General features: G+C 71.9%; 16 protein-coding genes. 9 read left to right on the top strand and 7 right to left on the bottom strand.

Features of this window, described 5'->3' with window-relative positions; translation table 11 throughout:
- Window positions 1–28: 28 nt before the first annotated feature.
- The 3 genes from AB0C12_RS03400 to AB0C12_RS03410 form a co-directional block, all read right to left on the bottom strand.
- Entirely contained in the window at window positions 29–571 is a 543-nt protein-coding gene (locus tag AB0C12_RS03400) for a DUF305 domain-containing protein (RefSeq protein ID WP_360543670.1), read from the bottom strand.
- A gap of 71 nt (window positions 572–642) precedes the next feature.
- Window positions 643–1,389 carry a lytic polysaccharide monooxygenase gene (locus AB0C12_RS03405; RefSeq protein WP_360543672.1) on the bottom strand — a complete coding sequence of 249 codons (747 nt, stop codon included), beginning with the start codon at window positions 1,387–1,389 and terminating at the stop codon, window positions 643–645.
- A gap of 220 nt (window positions 1,390–1,609) precedes the next feature.
- Entirely contained in the window at window positions 1,610–2,563 is a 954-nt protein-coding gene (locus tag AB0C12_RS03410; protein ID WP_360543674.1) for a hypothetical protein, read from the bottom strand.
- Window positions 2,564–2,677: 114 nt separating this feature from the next.
- On the opposite strand from AB0C12_RS03410, the gene AB0C12_RS03415 reads away from it, so the two are divergent.
- The 4 genes from AB0C12_RS03415 (at window position 2,678) to AB0C12_RS03430 (ending at window position 5,724) form a co-directional block, all read left to right on the top strand.
- The gene (locus AB0C12_RS03415; RefSeq protein WP_360543676.1) at window positions 2,678–3,937 is read left to right on the top strand and encodes an EAL domain-containing protein; all 1,260 of its coding nucleotides are present in this window, start codon (window positions 2,678–2,680) and stop codon (window positions 3,935–3,937) included.
- A gap of 83 nt (window positions 3,938–4,020) precedes the next feature.
- Window positions 4,021–4,854, top strand: a complete 834-nt coding sequence (locus tag AB0C12_RS03420) for a polysaccharide deacetylase family protein (RefSeq protein WP_360543678.1) — start codon at window positions 4,021–4,023, stop codon at window positions 4,852–4,854.
- A gap of 88 nt (window positions 4,855–4,942) precedes the next feature.
- A complete protein-coding gene (locus AB0C12_RS03425) occupies window positions 4,943–5,116 on the top strand; it encodes a hypothetical protein (protein ID WP_360543680.1) in 174 nt (57 codons plus the stop codon).
- Window positions 5,113–5,724: a hypothetical protein gene (locus AB0C12_RS03430; protein WP_360543682.1), complete on the top strand. Its 612-nt coding sequence runs from the start codon at window positions 5,113–5,115 to the stop codon at window positions 5,722–5,724. The genes AB0C12_RS03425 and AB0C12_RS03430 overlap by 4 nt, the downstream gene beginning before the upstream one ends.
- A 21-nt stretch (window positions 5,725–5,745) precedes the next feature.
- Here AB0C12_RS03430 and AB0C12_RS03435 read toward each other — a convergent pair whose 3' ends face one another.
- Window positions 5,746–7,140 carry an MFS transporter gene (locus AB0C12_RS03435; RefSeq protein WP_360543684.1) on the bottom strand — a complete coding sequence of 465 codons (1,395 nt, stop codon included), beginning with the start codon at window positions 7,138–7,140 and terminating at the stop codon, window positions 5,746–5,748.
- Between the two features lie 72 nt (window positions 7,141–7,212).
- Here AB0C12_RS03435 and AB0C12_RS03440 point away from each other — a divergent pair, with 72 nt between their 5' ends.
- The gene (locus AB0C12_RS03440; RefSeq protein WP_360543686.1) at window positions 7,213–7,689 is read left to right on the top strand and encodes an Rrf2 family transcriptional regulator; all 477 of its coding nucleotides are present in this window, start codon (window positions 7,213–7,215) and stop codon (window positions 7,687–7,689) included.
- A 9-nt stretch (window positions 7,690–7,698) separates the two neighbouring features.
- A complete protein-coding gene (locus AB0C12_RS03445) occupies window positions 7,699–8,238 on the top strand; it encodes a GNAT family N-acetyltransferase (protein ID WP_360543688.1) in 540 nt (179 codons plus the stop codon).
- On the opposite strand, the gene AB0C12_RS03450 is transcribed toward AB0C12_RS03445, so the two are convergent.
- Both AB0C12_RS03450 and AB0C12_RS03455 read right to left on the bottom strand, forming a co-directional pair.
- Complete coding sequence (locus AB0C12_RS03450) at window positions 8,211–8,387, bottom strand: hypothetical protein (protein ID WP_360543690.1); 177 nt, start codon at window positions 8,385–8,387, stop codon at window positions 8,211–8,213. The genes AB0C12_RS03445 and AB0C12_RS03450 overlap by 28 nt on opposite strands.
- A gap of 130 nt (window positions 8,388–8,517) precedes the next feature.
- Window positions 8,518–9,969, bottom strand: a complete 1,452-nt coding sequence (locus AB0C12_RS03455; protein WP_360543692.1) for an XRE family transcriptional regulator — start codon at window positions 9,967–9,969, stop codon at window positions 8,518–8,520.
- Between the two features lie 111 nt (window positions 9,970–10,080).
- Here AB0C12_RS03455 and aceA point away from each other — a divergent pair, with 111 nt between their 5' ends.
- From aceA to AB0C12_RS03470, 3 genes are all read left to right on the top strand, one after another.
- Entirely contained in the window at window positions 10,081–11,370 is a 1,290-nt protein-coding gene (gene aceA, locus AB0C12_RS03460; protein ID WP_360543694.1) for an isocitrate lyase, read from the top strand.
- On the top strand, window positions 11,370–12,971 hold the full coding sequence (aceB, locus tag AB0C12_RS03465; protein ID WP_360543696.1) for a malate synthase A: 1,602 nt from the start codon (window positions 11,370–11,372) through the stop codon (window positions 12,969–12,971). Before aceA ends, aceB begins: the two co-directional genes overlap by 1 nt.
- 181 nt (window positions 12,972–13,152) lie before the next feature.
- A complete protein-coding gene (locus AB0C12_RS03470; protein WP_360543698.1) occupies window positions 13,153–14,631 on the top strand; it encodes a mannitol dehydrogenase family protein in 1,479 nt (492 codons plus the stop codon).
- Here AB0C12_RS03470 and AB0C12_RS03475 read toward each other — a convergent pair.
- On the bottom strand, window positions 14,585–15,769 hold the full coding sequence (locus tag AB0C12_RS03475) for an MFS transporter (protein ID WP_360543700.1): 1,185 nt from the start codon (window positions 15,767–15,769) through the stop codon (window positions 14,585–14,587). The two genes, AB0C12_RS03470 and AB0C12_RS03475, sit on opposite strands and share 47 nt — an antisense overlap.
- Between the last annotated feature and the right edge of the window lie 3 nt (window positions 15,770–15,772).

Here is a 15,772-nt window from a genome sequence, read left to right on the forward strand (position 1 = left end):
GGTTTGAAGCTTCAATCACGGTCTGAGGCTATGCGGCCAGGGCGAGCATGGCCTGGATCTGCGACTGCCGCTGGGTGGTCATCGTCTCGGCGAGGGCCTTGGCCGGCGGGTACTGCCCACCGGCCACCTCCATCCGGGTCACCTCGACACAGTTGTGCAGGTGGCCCAGGAGCAGGCTGACCGCCGTACGGTCGAAGTCGGCGCCGCGGGCGGCCTCGAGCTCGGCGATGTCGGCGGGCCGCAGCGAGTGCAGGTCGCCGTGCCCGGCGTGGGCGCCGGCGGCCGGGTCGGCCGACGGCGGCTGCTGCCAGCCGGTCAGCCAGCGCCCCATGGTGGCCGCCTCGCTCTGCCACTGCCCGCCCAGCTCGTTGATCAGCGTGCGCACCCGGGGGTTGGTGGCCCGCGGCCCGGCCAGCGCGACGACCTGCTCACCCTGGCGGATGTAGTCGAGGCTCATCTGCAGGAACATCACGTCGGTGCTGTTGAACGCCGGCGGTGGCGGCTGCGCCGGATCGGCGGCACAGCCGGCCAGCGTGATCAGCATCAGCAGGGCGGTGGCCAGGCGACGCACGGTGACACCTCCTCCGGTGCCGGGCGGACGGGTCCACGCCGGTGGCCGTGGACCCGTCCGCGGGGCGTGGATCAGATGCGGGACCAGAGAGCCGGCACGTTCGGCGGCTCCCAGCCGGCCAGCGCGGTGTGCGCCTGCCGGCAGCTGTACGAGGCCCCGCCGTAGGTGACGACGTTGCCGGGCGAGTACGCGGTGCCGGCCCGCCAGGTGCCACCGGCCGGCGGCTGGGTCGTCGGCGGCGGCGTGGTGGGCTGGGTGGGCGGCGTGGTCGGCGGCGGCGTGGTGGGCGGCGGGTTGCCGCCCCCGCCCCCGATGTTCACGTCCACACAGGAGTAGAACGCGTTGACCGTGTCGGCGATGTTCCACCGGGCCAGCACGGTCTGCCGGCCGGTGAAGCCGCCCATGCTGACGGTGTGCGACTTGGTGGCGCCGGGCTGCGCGCCGCCGTCGTTGAAGGAGGCCAGCCGGGTGCCGCCGATGAAGTACTCCCACGTGCTGGTGGAGTGCCGGGCGGTGAGCACCCAGTTGAACGTCACGGACGAGCCGACGCTCGCGGCCGGCCAGTTGCGGCTGTTGTCGTTGAGGACGGCGAAGCGGCTGCCACCGCCGTTGCACTGCGTCGAGCCCTTGGGCGCCTCGACGCTCTGCGGCTCGTAGATGATGTCACCGCAGTTGGCCACCGCGCCGCGGGCGCAGTTGGCCTGCCGGCTGGGCGGTGAGGAGATGTAGCCGTGCGCCGAGGCCGGCGCGACGGCGACGAACAGTGAGGCGCCGACCGTGGCCACGGTCAGCAGCGGCAGTGTGGTTCTTCTTCTCATGAAGCGCTCCTCTACATGGGGGGCGGCAGGCCGGAGTTTGGGGGAACCCGGCCTGCCGCGGGCACGCCGGTACCACGCCGGAAGTCCGGTCGGTATCGACATTGCCCGATGGATGGAAGCTCCGTCGGCGATACGCTCAACGTAATTTAAAGCTTGTTAACAGTAAAGAGAGCCAACGAAGTTTTTCGATACCCATCTATGTGGGAGCGCTCTCTGACCGTCAGCCGGCGCGCGCGATGCAGATCCGGGCCTGCAGGCGCGGCCCGGCCTCGTAGAACATGTACGGCGTACCACCGTCGGTGCCGAACGACGGCGCGGCGGCGCGGCCGTTGTCGGAGGCGATCGGACTGTAGAAGACACCCAGGTGGTTCTCCCGGTCGAAGGCGTTGCCGACCTCGGTGATCCGCATCCTGCCGTCGTTGCCGTGGTACGCCACGTACGTCGTGTTGTTGCGCTTGACCAGGGCCGGCGCGGCGATGTCGGTGAGGCCGTCGCCCTCCGGGTTGACCAGCGGGGTGGAACTGAACTGCCACTGGTCCCAGCCGTTGGGTGACCAGCCGTAGAAGATCCGCCGCCCGCTCTTCACGCCCATGAAGACCATGACGTACTTGTTGCCGCGCCCGGGCAGGGTGTGCTCGAAGACCCGGGCGTACGAGGTCTCCGACGTGCCGGGCACGAGCCGCGTGCTCAGAATCGGCGTCTCGTCGCGGAAATTGATGCCGTCCGCGGAACGGGCCACCCGGGTCGTGGTGTTCTCGCCGTGGAAGTAGCAGAAGAACTGCCGGGTGGCGGCGTCCCAGATGACGTGCGGGGACGACACATGGCTGACTGTCGTACTGGGCAGGACATTGTCGATCAACGGGTTGGCGGAGTATTCGGTGAACGGCCCGGCGAGCGAGTTCGCGTACGCGACACAGATGCCGCCCGGCTTCTCGTGCGGCGCGTAATAGAGGTAGTACCGGGCCCGCGCGCCGCTGATCTTGTCGTAGACCCCGCGGATGCACGGGAAGATGAACTCCCCGGTCGGGTTGTAGTTCAACGGCAGCGTCAGGGCGTCACGGAGGTAGGTGTAGGTCGGCATGCCGGCGGGCAGGGCGGCCCGGGCCGCGGCGGGGACTACGGCGGCGCCCGCCAGTCCGGCAGCGGCACCTTTCAACAGGGTGCGTCGATTCATGTCCGTGACGCTAAGCGGCCGTCGGCTGCTAATAGAACCACTGATAGTGAGGTAATTCGTATTAACATCGATCCAACTCCTCAGCCGTCCGCCCGCACTGCCGATGTCGAAGACGTGCGGAACATCCATGACGTCATCGACGGCCGCGCCGTGACCTCCGTCTTCCAGCCGCTGGTGGAGCTCGACACCCGGCGCGTGCTGGGCTACGAGGCGCTCAGCCGCGGCCCGGCGGGCAGCCCCTGGGAGTCGCCGGTGACGCTGTTCGCGGCGGCCCGGGCGGCCGGACGCGACAACGAACTCGACTGGGTGTGCCGGGCTTCGGCGTACCGCGCCGCGCTGGACGCCGGCCTGGAGCAGACCCTCTTCGTCAACATGGAGCCGACGGCCTGGCACACGCCCTGCCCCGGCGATCTGGCCCCGGTGGTGGCCCGGGCGCAGAGCCGGCTGCGCGTGGTCACCGAGATGACCGAGCGGGCGATCGCGGCGGACCCGGCCGGACTGCTGTCCGCGACGGCGAGCTGCCGGGCGGCGGGCTGGGGCGTGGCCCTGGACGACGTCGGCGCCGACCCGATGTCGCTGGCGCTGATGCCGTTCGTCCACCCGGACGTCGTCAAGCTGGACATGAGCCTGCTGCACGCCCCGCAGGATCCGCACACCTCGCACGTGGTGGCCGCCGTCGCGGCGTACGCCGAGGCCAGCGGGGCCACGATCCTCGCCGAAGGGGTGGAGACGGCCGAGCACGAGGCGATCGCCCGCACGATGGGCGCGACCGTCGGCCAGGGCTGGCTGTACGGGCGCCCCGGTCCCCTGCCGCCCGTCCCCGCTCCGCCGGGTGCCCTGCTGCCGTTGCTGCGACCGGTGATGAGCGGTCCCACCGGCGCGACGCCGTTCGAGATCGTCGCGGCCCGGCGTCCCACCGTGGTCACGACCAAGTCGACGCTGATGCCGATCAGCAAGCACCTGGAAGCCCTGGCCCGCGACAGCCACCAGCCGCCCGTGCTGCTCGCCTGCTTTCAGGAGGCCCTGCACTTCACCCACGCCACCGCCCGCCGGTACGCCGCGATCGCCGAGCGCAGCCCGATGGTCGCGGCGCTGGGCACCGGCCTGAGCGACGAACCGGCCCCCGGCGTCCGCGGCGCCCACTTCACCGCCGGTGACGCGCTGCGCGGCGAGTGGAACGTGCTGGTCGTCGGCCCGCACCAGGCGGCGGCGCTGGTCGCCCGCGACCTCGGTGACACCGGGCCCGAGGCGGAACGGCGGTTCGTGTTCGCCACGACGTACGACCGGGCGCTGGTGATCGCGGCGGCCCGCTCGCTGCTGCACCTGCTGGCCCCGACCGATCCGGGCCGGATCCCCCACCTGCTGAGCGTCTGACCAGCCAGCATGTTGTGTCCGCGACGTCCGGGTCACCGTGTGCGGTTGCGGGCGTTCTCTAGCTTGCCCATGTGATCTTGCCGATGTCCCGCCGAGCCCTCGCCACCGCTGTCGTCTGCCTCCTGGGGCTGCCGCTGGCCGCCTGCTCGGCCGGCTCCGACGCGCCGGAGGCGCTGCCCTCGGCCTCGCCGCCGGCCGAGCACCTGATCACAGCGCCCGCGACACCGACGACGCCGACCAGCCGGCCCGCGGCGCCGACCGGGGGCAAGGGCTGGACCTCCGCCGACATACCCGTCTTTCCGCCGGCACCGCCGCCCGTGCCGATCACCCTGCCGGCGTCGGGCAGTGTGCCGTACCTGTCGCGGATCCCGACGCAGCAGCCGGTCGCCTTCATCACCATCGACGACGGCTACCTGAAGGTGCCGGAGGCGCCGGCCTTGCTGGCGGCGGCCGGCGTCCCGGTCACGCTGTTCCTGACCACCGACGCCATCCACGACGACGAGGCGTACTTCGCGCGCCTGCGGGAGCACGGCGCGGTCATCGAGGCGCACACGATCACCCACACCGAGCTGCGCGGCAAGTCGTACGCGTTCCAGCACCGGGAGATCTGCGGTTCGGCGGACCGGCTGGGTCACCGCTACCAACGCCGGCCCGTACTGTTCCGGCCACCGTTCGGCACCAAGGACGCCACCACACTGCGGGCGGCGCGCGACTGCGGGATCAAGGCCGCGTTCATGTGGAAGGAGACGGTCCACAAGGGCAAGGTGCGCTACCAGGAGGGTCACCGGGTCCAGCCGGGCGACGTCATCCTGATGCACTTCCGGCCGGCCTTCGTGCGGGATTTCCTGGCGGCGCTGCGCGCGATCCACAAGGCCGGACTGACGCCGGCCCTCCTGGAGGATTACATCCCGGGCTGAACACGAGCGGATCAACGACTCAACGCCCGGAAAACCCGCCGGACGTGCGCATAGTGATCACGAGGAGATGGTCGCTATGAGGTCGGGTGTGATCCGTCTGCCCAGAGGCCGGCGGTGGCTGCGACAGCACGTGACGGTGGTGGCCGAGCCGGGCCGCCGTACGGCGGTGGTGACCGCGCGGACCACAGCTCCGGAGATCGTCATCGCCGTGGTCCGGCATCCCGCGACGGGCCGGACGACGATCGAGGAGGCGGGATCGTGACCGGCCACCTGCGCGACTTCCTCGGCGCCGACGACGCGACCCTGACCCGGCTGCTCACCGAGGGCGGCCCGGTCAAGGCGGCGCTCGGCGCGATCCCCCGCCGCCTGTCCCGGCCGGCCCGCGACGCGCTCGGCGCGGAGCTCTCCGCGGCGACCGGCGGGCTGCTCGAGGAGGACCTCGGCTCGATCCTGCTCAACGGGCTGATGGGCTACCACTGCGTGGTCGCCGCCGCGCGGGAGACGGCCGCCGACGCCGACGTCACCCGGCTGGTCACGCTGGACGACCACCTGGTCCGGGTCACCTACGACCCGCACCTCGACGTGCTCGTGGACCAGGAACGCGTGTACGAGCTGCGGTTGTGCCTGTCCGTGACGTTCACCGTGCAGGGTCTGGCGGCCACCGTACGGGCCGGCCGGCTGGCGCACGTACGGGTGGCGACGTGCTCGGCCGACGTCCGGCTGTCGTGGGAGGAGCACACCCTGCTGGAGCACAGTGACCTCGTCGACGCTCCCCTGGTGATCCGGCTCGGCGCCGGGATACCGGTGGCCCGGGCCACCGTGCCCGAACAGGCGCGCGGCACCGCCCGCGTCGCTCAGCGCCGCGCCTGATCCCGGTCCGGCCGCTCGGGCTCAGCATCCTCGCACGAGGATCGGTGAGCGGGGCTCGGCCGGTGCCGGTCGCAGGGCCCCCGCGACCAGCATCGTGAGCACGATCCCGGCCGCGACCGTCAGGACCGCCGCGCGGATGCCGTGCTGGGCGACGAGGACCAGGACGGCCAGGCCGAGCGCGGCGCCGATCCCGGATCCGGTGGAGGCCAGCCCCGAGGCGATGCCCTGCTCCCGGTCGCTGACGCCGGTGGCCGCGGCGATGAACATGGCGGTGAAGACCACCCCGTCACCGATGCTGATTGCGACCAGTCCGGGCAGCAGTGCCGCGTACGAGCTGTCGCCGGTCATCGCCAGACCCAGCGCGGCGGCACCCGCCGCACCCACCACCAGCGCCGCGACGAGGGTGCGGCGCAGGCCGAAACGGGTCACCACCTGACCCGCCACCGTGGAGCCGGTCACGACCACGGCGGTGGGCACCAGGAAGGCCAGACCGGTCCGCAGGGAGTCGTAGCCGCGGACGTCCTGGAAATAGATCGACAGGAAGTACAGCACCGAGCCGAAGGTCGCCGCGAACATCGCCGCGAGCCCGACCGCCACGACGACGTTGCGGCGCAGCAGCCCCGGCGGCACCAGCGGGTCGGCGGCCCGCCGCTCGATCACGACCAACGCGGCCAGCAGGACCAGCCCGGACAACGCCGGGCCGAGCACGACCGGCTTGGTCCAGCCGGACTCCGGCCCCTTCACCAGCGCGAACACCAGCAGCGTGCTGCCGCCGGTGGCACTGAGCGCGCCCAGCAGGTCGAATGACCGCCCCTCGGCGCGCCGGGCATCGGCCGGCAGCAGCGGCAACGCCAGCACCAGCGCCGCGGCGGCCAAGGGTGCGTTGACCAGAAACACCGCCGGCCACCCGAACGCGCGCGTGAGGACACCACCGAGCAGGACGCCGAGGACCAGTCCGGCCGCGCCCGCTCCGCCCCACACGCCCAGCGCGCGGTTGCGGGCCCGGCCCTCCGGGAAGGTGACGTTGACCAGCGCCAGCGTCGTCGGGAAGACCAGGGCGCCGCCCAGTCCCTGGACCGCGCGGGCGCTCAGCAGCACCTCCGGGCTGCGCGCCAGACCGCCGGCCAGGGCCGAGGCCGCGTACAGGGCGAGGCCGGTGACCAGGACCCGGCGCCGGCCGAGCAGGTCCGCGGCGCGGCCGCCGAGCAGCAGGAAACCGCTGGACGCGACGGCGTAGGCGGTGACCACGGCCTGCAGGGTCTGCGCGGAGAAACCCAGGTCACGCCGGATGTCCGGGAGCGCGACCACCACGATGTACTGATCCAGCGAGACGATCAGCATGGCGAACGCCAGCAGCGCCAGGGCGCCCCGGCGGCGCCCGGGGCCGGTCATCGCCGGACCGCGTACGAGTGTCATGATCGTCCCCCGTTCCTGGATGTTGGAGGTCCAGGATAGGCACGGAATTCTGGACATGTAAAGTCCAGGAACATGCGGATGAGTCAGGGCGTCGAATGGGCCCTCCACACGTGCCTCAACCTGAGCTGGCTCGACACCCCGGTGCCGACCGGCACCCTCGCGGCCTTCTACGAGCTGCCGCCGGCCTACCTGAACAAGCAGCTCCAGGCCCTGGTCCGGGCCGGGATCCTGACGTCGGTCTCCGGGCCGCGCGGCGGCTTCCGACTGGCCCGGGACCCGGACACGGTCTCCCTGCTGGACATCGTGGCCGCGATCGAGGGGCCGGAGGAGCTGTTCCGCTGCGACCAGATCCTGAGCAAGGGCCCGGGCGTGCACACGGGCGTCGACTATCGGCAGTCGTGCGCCCTGGCCCAGGCGATGCGCGGGGCCGAGCTGGCCTGGCGGCGGGAGCTGGCCGGCCGGACCGTGGCCGACATCCGGGCCGACGTCGAGCGCCTGCACCCCGACTCCCCGGCGGACACCCGGGCCCGGATCGCCGAGCTGCGCTAGGAAGGAGACGTGTCCGTGATCGCCCCGCTGCCCCCGGCCGCCGCCGACGACCCCGAGCTGATCGGCGCTGTCACGAGGCTGGTCAACCGGGTCTATCAGGAGTCGGAGCAGGGTCTGTGGGTGGACGGCGCCGCGCGCACCGACGCCGTCGAGGTGGCCGCGATGGTCCGGGCCGGGGAGCTGCTGGCCGCGTACCGCGACGATCGGCTGGCCGGTGTGCTGCGGCTGCGGCGGTGGGACGAGGTCAGCAGCGAGTTCGGCATGCTCGCCGCCGACCCGGCGGTCCGGGGTACGGGGGTGGGCCGGCAGCTCGTCTCGTACGCCGAGGCCACCGCCCGTTCGCGCGGAAGTCTCGTCATGCGGCTGGAGTTGCTGGTCCCGCGCACCTTCACGCTCGCGTCCAAGGAGTTCCTGGCCGCCTGGTACACCCGGCTCGGCTACCGGTTGGAGCGGGTGGGCCGGATCGAGGAGCTGTATCCGGACCTGGCGCCACTGCTGGCCACCCCCGCGGACTTCCGCGTCTATCGCAAGCCGCTGGACCGGCCCTGACGGCGTCGCACCGTCCGCACCACGAAGACGATCGCGCCGATGACGAGCAGGGCGCCCAGCCCTTGCAGGCCCGGGGAGTCGTCGCCTTCGCCGTACACGATGGCGGCGGCGCCGAGCAGGACGGCCAGGACGGCCAGGACGTATTTCACGGGGTCTCCTTCCGGGGCGGCGAGTGCCGACGATGCGATCTCATCACCGGCCCGGCCCGCCGGCGACCGCCCGGGCCGACTCCGCACAGGATCTCCACACAACGCACACGAATGCCGGTCCGAACCGCCGTCACCGGGCGCGGCGCTGCAGGAACTCGTAGACGTCCTGGGCGTCGACGCCCGGGAAGGTGCCGGGCGGCAGGGCGGCCAGCAGGTGCGAGTGCACCCGGGCGCTGGGCCAGGCCTGCCCGGCCCAGCGGTCCACCAGCTCCGCGGGCGGCCGGCGGCAGCAGGTCGGGTCCGGGCATGTCGAGACGGTACGGCGGGTGGTGTCCCCGCCGCGGAACCAGCGCGCATGCTGGTACGGCGTCCCGACCGTGACCGAGAACTCGCCCGAGCGGGTCGACTCCACGTGCACCGTGCACCAGTACGTGCCCTTGCCGGTGTCGGTGAACTGGTAGAACGACGAGTACGGGTCCTCGGCCGCGAACACCGTGCGGGACGCCCATTTGCGGCACACCGGCTGGCCCTCGATCGCGCCGGTCACGTCGGTCGGGAAGCGCACGTCGTCGTTCTCGTAGGCTTTGTAGACCGTGCCGCTCTCGTGCACCCGGGCGAAGTGCACCGGGATGCCGAAGTGGTGGGTGACCAGGTTGGTGAAGCGGTGCGCGGCGGTCTCGTAGGAGACCCCGAACGCGTCGCGGAAATCGTCGATGGCCAGCGCCCGGTCGGCCTTGGCCTCGCGCAGGAAGTCGGTGGCGAACTTCTCCGGCATCAGCAGCGCCGCCGCGAAGTAGTTGACCTCGACCCGCTGGCGCAGGAAGTCGCCGTAGTCGGCCGGATCGTGGTGGCCGAGCACGAAGTGCCCGAGCGTCTGCAGCACCACCGCGCGCGGGTCGTGGCCCTTCCCGCTGGCCACCTGGGGCAGATAGATCTTGTGGTTCTTCAGGTCGGTCACCGAGCGGGCCGAGCCGGGCAGGTCGTTGACGTAGTGCAACGAGAAGCCCAGGTGGGCGGCGATGTCGAGGATGCCGCGCTGGGACAGCGGGCCGGTGGTGTGCCGCACCGACTCGAGCACCGTGGCCGCGGCCTGCTCGATGTAGTCGAAATAGTTGTCGCGCTCGCGCATCTCGACGCGCAGCTGCTGGTTGGCGCGGCGGGCAACCTCCGGGGTGGCGCTCTGCTCGGTGAGCAGCCGGGTCAGCTCGCGGTGCAGGCCGATCAACGATTCCAGGGCGTCGGCGGGCAGCCGCCGGCCGCCGCGCACGACCGGCAGACCCAGGGCCGTGTAGGCCGGCTCCCGCTGAAAATGGGCCAGCTCGATCTCCAGCCCGGCGCGCCGGCTCGGCGCTTCCGGCCGGAGCAGCTCCTGCATCGGTACGCCCAGAGCACCCGCTATCGCCTGCAGCACGCTGAGCTTCGGCTCCCGTTTGCCGTTCTCGATCAGCGAGAGCTGTGAGGGCGCCCGGCCGACGGCGGCGCTGAGCTGGTCGAGGGTCATGCCCTTGGCCCGGCGCTGGTGCCGCAGCCGCTGCCCGAGGGTCACGAGGTCCACGGTCGCGTCGGTCGGTGAAGCCGTCATGCGTTTTGACGCTAGCAGAAGATTCGCCCTTCTTCTCCTCACAAATATCTTCAGGAGGGGTTGCGCCCTCGATCAGAGTGAAGTTCTGCCGTAACGGAAGGGCTTAACACCATGACTGATCAGCTGACCGAAGTCAGGGGCGGTACCGCCGCGGACCTCACTCGGGCGTGGGCCGGCGATCCCCGTTGGCTGGGCGTGACCCGCAGCTACACGGCGCACGACGTCGTCAAGCTGCGCGGCAGCGTCCAGGAACAGCACACCCTGGCCGAGCGGGGCGCCCGCCGGCTCTGGGACCTGCTGCACGACGAGGAGTACATCAACGCGCTCGGTGCCATGACCGGCGGCCAGGCCGTGCAGCAGGTGCGGGCCGGGCTCAAGGCGATCTACCTGTCCGGCTGGCAGGTCGCCGCCGACGCCAACCTGTCCGGGCACACATACCCGGACCAGAGCCTCTACCCGGCGAACTCGGTGCCGGCGGTGGTGCGCCGGATCAACAACGCGCTGCTGCGGGCGGACCAGATCGACACCGCGGCGGGCCGGCACGACCGCGATTGGCTGGCGCCCATCGTCGCCGACGCCGAGGCCGGCTTCGGCGGGCCGCTGAACGCGTTCGAGCTGATGAAGGCCATGATCGCCGCGGGTGCGGCCAGCGTGCACTGGGAGGACCAGCTCGCCTCGGAGAAGAAGTGCGGCCACCTCGGCGGCAAGGTGCTCATCCCGACCGCCCAGCACATCCGCACGCTCAACGCGGCCCGGCTGGCCGCCGACGTGGCCGGGGTGCCGAGCCTGATCATCGCCCGCACCGACGCGCTGGCCGCCGATCTGCTCACCACCGACGTCGACGAGCGCGACAAGCCTTTCCTCACCGGCGAGCGGACCGCCGAGGGCTTCTTCCGGGTGCGCAGCGGTCCCGAGGCGGCCATCGCCCGCGGGGTCGCGTACGCCGACTACGCCGACCTGATCTGGTGCGAGACCGGCAAGCCGGACCTGGAGTTCGCCCGCTCGTTCGCCGAGGCCGTGCACAAGGTGCACCCGGACAAGATGCTGGCGTACAACTGCTCGCCGTCGTTCAACTGGAAGCGCAACCTCGACGACGCCACCATCGCCCGGTTCCAGAAGGAGCTCGGTGCCATGGGCTACAAGTTCCAGTTCGTCACGCTGGCCGGCTTCCACGCGCTGAACCACTCGATGTTCGAGCTGTCCCAGGGCTACGCCACCGAGGGCATGAGCGCGTACGTGCGGTTGCAGGAGGCCGAGTTCGCGGCCGAGGCCAACGGTTACACGGCGACCAAGCACCAGGCCGAGGTCGGGACCGGCTACTTCGACGCCGTCTCCACGGCCCTGAACCCCGACAGCTCCACCACCGCGCTGTCCGGCTCGACCGAAGCGGAGCAGTTCTGATGGAAGAAGTCACTGTCTCCCCCTCCGAGTACGACGACGTCCTGACGCCCGAGGCGATCGCGTTCGTGGTGGCGCTGGACCGCGAGTTCGGCGCCCGCCGGGTCCAGCTGCTGGACCGCCGCCGGCGCCGCCGGGCCACCCGGACGACCGAGCTGGACTTCCTGTCCTCGACCCGGCAGATCCGCATCGACGACACCTGGACCGTGGCGCCCCCGGCCGAGGACCTGATGGACCGCCGGGTGGAGATCACCGGGCCGCCGGAACGCAAGATGACGATCAACGCGCTGAACTCCGGCGCCAAGGTCTGGATGGCCGACTTCGAGGACGCCACCGCGCCGACCTGGGACAACGTCGTCTCGGGCCAGCGCAATCTGCGGGCCGCGCTGGACGGCACGCTGGACTTCACCGCGCCGGACGGCCGCGAGTACCGGATCGGCACCGAGCTGCCGACCATCATGGTCCGGCCCCGCGGCTGGCACCTGCCGGAGTGCCACGTGCGCATCGGCGGGCGGGCGGTCTCGGCGTCGCTGTTCGACTTCGGCCTGTACCTGTTCCACTGTGGGCGCAAGCAGATCGAGCGCGGCAGCGGCCCTTACTTCTACCTGCCCAAGCTGGAGAGCCACCTCGAGGCCCGGCTGTGGAACGACGTCTTCGTCTTCGCGCAGAACCTGCTGGGCATCCCCCGCGGCACGATCCGCGCGACGGTGCTGATCGAGACGATCACGGCGGCCTTCGAGATGGAGGAGATCCTGTACGAGCTGCGCGAGCACTCGGCGGGACTCAACGCCGGCCGCTGGGACTACCTGTTCAGCATGATCAAGAACCGGCCGGACGTGGTGCTGCCGGAGCGCTCGCAGGTGACGATGACCGCGCCGTTCATGCGGGCGTACACGGAATTGCTGGTCAAGACCTGTCACCGGCGCGGCGCCCACGCGATCGGTGGCATGGCCGCCGTCGTGCCCAGCCGGGACCCGGTGGCCGCCAAGCGGGCGCTCAACCAGGTCCGCCAGGACAAGCGGCGCGAGGTCGGCGACGGCTTCGACGGCTCCTGGGTGGCCCACCCGGGCCTGGTGCAGACCTGCCGGGAGGTCTTCGACCAGTGGCTCGGCTTCGAGCCGCACCAGATCGTGCGCAAGCGCGAGGACGTGCGGGTCACCGCCAAGGAGCTGCTGGACGTCAAGTCCAGCGCCGTCACGGTCAGCGAGGTCGCGCTGCGCACCAACGTCAGCGTGGCGCTGCGGTACGTCGCGGCGTGGCTGGGCGGGCGCGGCGCGGTGGCGCTGGGCGGGCTGATGGAGGACGCGGCGACCGCGGAGATCTGCCGGACCCAGCTGTGGCAGTGGATCTCGACCGGGACCCCGACCGACTACGGCGTGCCGGTGACCGCGGGCCTGGTGACCCGGATGCTGCGCGAGGAGCTGGACGTGCTGGCCGAGACCGGGGCGCTGGACGAGGAGTCGGCCCGGTGCTTCGGTCAGGCCCGGACCCTGCTGACCGTGCTGCTCTCCGAGCGGACCTGTCCGGAGTTCTTCACTCTGCCCGCGTACCTGCGGCACATGACCGGTGCCGGCCTCAAGCCGGCGGCGGTTCTGCCGGTCTGACCGGGAGCATTGGGACGGCCCGGTGGCGATCCGCCACCGGGCCGTGCCCGTTTGTGCGGCGCGTGTGCCCGTGTTGACGGACGGTGAGAAAGCTGCTGCCGCGCCGGGCCCGGCAACGGGCCTCCCGGGATGCCATGCTGGGGCTCCGAGCCCGTCAGAGCAGCGCTGGGAGGACATGCCGATGCTGCCCCTCAATGCCCAGAACCTGTCGTCCCTGCCCGCCGAGCTGCCGGTCCCGTCCTACGACCGCGGCGCGCTGCGGACCGGGATCGTGCACTTCGGCGTCGGTGGCTTCCACCGGGCCCACGAGGCGATGTACCTCGACCGGCTGATGAGCGCGGGCCAGGCGCTGGACTGGGCGATCTGCGGGGTGGGCGTGATGCCGGCCGACCGCCGCATGGCCGAGGTGATGCACGCCCAGGACGGCCTCTACACGCTGGTCGTCAAGGCGCCGGACGGCACCCTCGAGGCCCGGGTCGTCGGCTCGATCAAGGAATACCTCTTCGCGCCGGACGACCCCGAGGCCGTCATCGAGAAGATGGCCGGGCCCGAGGTGCGCATCGTCTCGCTGACCATCACCGAGGGCGGCTACAACTTCAACGCCGTCACCGGGGCCTTCGTCGCCGACAACCCGGACGTGCGGCACGACCTGACGCCCGGCAACCCGCCGCGGACCACCTTCGGGCTGATCACCGCGGCGCTGGCCCGGCGGCGCGAGCGCGGGGTGCCGCCGTTCACGATCATGAGCTGCGACAACATCCAGGGCAACGGGCACGCCGCCCGGCGCAGCTTCGTCGCCTTCGCCACCCTGCTGGACCCGGGGCTGGGCGAGTGGGTGCAGCAGCACGTCGCCTTCCCGAACAGCATGGTCGACCGGATCACCCCGGTGACCACGGACGACGACCGCGCGGAGGTGCGCAAGCGGTTCGGCGTGGACGACGCCTGGCCGGTGGTGTGCGAGCCGTTCACCCAGTGGGCCCTGGAGGACGCGTTCCCGCTGGGCCGGCCGCCGTTCTCCGACGCCGGCGTGCAGGTGGTCGCCGACGTCGAGCCGTACGAGCTGATGAAGCTGCGCCTGCTCAACGCCAGCCACCAGGCGCTGTGCTACTTCGGCTACCTGGCCGGCTACCGGCTCGTGCACGACGTCGCCCAGGACCCGCTGTTCGCCGGCTTCCTGCTGGCGTACATGGACCGCGAGGCCACACCGACCCTGGAGCCGGTGCCCGGTATCGACCTGGACGAGTACAAGCACCAGCTCATCGATCGGTTCTCCAACGCCCAGGTACGCGACACCGTGGCCCGGCTCTGCGCGGAGAGCTCCGACCGCATCCCCAAGTGGCTGCTGCCGGTGATCCGGCACAACCTCGAGACCGGTGGCGAGATCCTGCGGTCCACCGCCGTGGTGGCCAGCTGGGCCCGGTACGCCGAGGGCGTCGACGAGCAGGGCAACCCGATCGAGGTGGTGGACCGGCTCAAGGACACCCTGACCGCGGCGGCCCGGCGTCAGAGCACGGACCCACTGGCCTTCATCGCCGACCGGGACCTGTTCGGGGACCTGATCGACAACGAGCGGTTCGTCTCGGCGTACCGGTCGGTGTTGTCCTCACTGCACCTCAAGGGAGCGCGGGCGACACTCGAGGAGCTGGCCGGCGCCGCCTGAGCAGCGCGGCGCCGAGGCCGCCGGCCAGCAGCTGGCTGGCCGCGACGGCCAGCAGCAGGGCGGTGGTGCCGTGGCCGGTGGCCAGCCCCGCGAGGGCGACCCCGGCCGCGGCGGCGGTCACCTTGAGCCCGGCCCCGATGGTGAAGACCTGGGTCCGTGCCTCCGGCGGCGCCTCGCGGTTGCGCACCACCAGCAGCGACGCGAACGTCGGCCCGTCGATCAGGCCCGCGACCGCGAACAGGGCCAGCAGGGACCAGCGGCCCTCGACGGCGGTCAGCAGCGCGAACGGCACACTCGAGACAGCCAGCCCGGCGAGCATGACTGTCTCGGGACGCACCCGGCGCAGCGGCAGCCGGGCGTAGGCCAGCGAGCTGACCAGGGCGCCGACCGCGAACGCGGACAACGTCAGGCCGGTCATCGCCGGGTCGTGCAGACCGGTGGCGAGCAGCGCGGCGACGATCGGCAGGGCGCCGAGACCGAACTGGCTGACTGTGCTGGCCGCCGTGACAGCGGTCAGTGGAGGCTCCCGCCACAGCGCCTTGATCGCCCGCCCCCGGCCCCGTGGGGTGCTCGGCCGGGTCCGGTCCGGTACCGGCAGCGACACCACGATGGCCGCGGCGAGGGCGCACGAGACCGCGAGCACGGCCACCGCCCACAGTGCCCCCGACCAGCCCGCGACAAGCGCGGCCAGAGCCGGGCCGACGATGCCGGCCAGGCTGTAGGAGGTCGCGTCGAGGCCGAACGCCCGCGGCAGCCGGTCGCCGGCGAGCTCGCCGAGCAGACTGGACAGACCGCCGATCAGCAGCGGCGCGCAGCAGCCGGCCAGCACCGCCGCCCCGAACGCCGCGGCCGGGGCCGGCGCGGCCAGCAGCGCCGCACCGGTGAAACCGGCCGCGAAGCCCAGCAGCCCGCCGACGTAGAGCAGCCGGCGCCGGCGGACAGCGTCGGCGAGTGCTCCCACCAGCGGGGCCGCCAGCACGTGCGGCACCATCAGCGCGCCGATCAGCAGGCCGCCGAACGCCGCGCCCCGCCCGACTGCGAGCACGTGCAGCAGCAGCGCCACCCGGCTGCCCTCGTCGGCGAGCCGCGCCAGGGCGGCCGCGGTCGTGTATCGGGTGAGGACGCCGGGCGCAGCCATGCC

The organism is Actinoplanes sp. NPDC048967, from assembly GCF_040649415.1.
GTDB lineage: Bacteria > Actinomycetota > Actinomycetes > Mycobacteriales > Micromonosporaceae > Actinoplanes.

Bases quoted from the DNA above. Each gene is read 5' to 3' on its own strand.
- AB0C12_RS03405 (WP_360543672.1), bottom strand. From the start codon at position 1,389: ATGAGAAGAAGAACCACACTGCCGCTGCTGACCGTGGCCACGGTCGGC.
- AB0C12_RS03410 (WP_360543674.1), bottom strand. From the start codon at position 2,563: ATGAATCGACGCACCCTGTTGAAAGGTGCCGCTGCCGGACTGGCGGGC.
- AB0C12_RS03420 (WP_360543678.1), top strand. From the start codon at position 4,021: ATGTCCCGCCGAGCCCTCGCCACCGCTGTCGTCTGCCTCCTGGGGCTG.
- AB0C12_RS03435 (WP_360543684.1), bottom strand. From the start codon at position 7,140: ATGACACTCGTACGCGGTCCGGCGATGACCGGCCCCGGGCGCCGCCGG.
- AB0C12_RS03440 (WP_360543686.1), top strand. From the start codon at position 7,213: ATGCGGATGAGTCAGGGCGTCGAATGGGCCCTCCACACGTGCCTCAAC.
- AB0C12_RS03455 (WP_360543692.1), bottom strand. From the start codon at position 9,969: ATGACGGCTTCACCGACCGACGCGACCGTGGACCTCGTGACCCTCGGG.
- aceA (WP_360543694.1), top strand. From the start codon at position 10,081: ATGACTGATCAGCTGACCGAAGTCAGGGGCGGTACCGCCGCGGACCTC.
- aceB (WP_360543696.1), top strand. From the start codon at position 11,370: ATGGAAGAAGTCACTGTCTCCCCCTCCGAGTACGACGACGTCCTGACG.
- AB0C12_RS03470 (WP_360543698.1), top strand. From the start codon at position 13,153: ATGCTGCCCCTCAATGCCCAGAACCTGTCGTCCCTGCCCGCCGAGCTG.
- AB0C12_RS03475 (WP_360543700.1), bottom strand. From the start codon at position 15,769: ATGGCTGCGCCCGGCGTCCTCACCCGATACACGACCGCGGCCGCCCTG.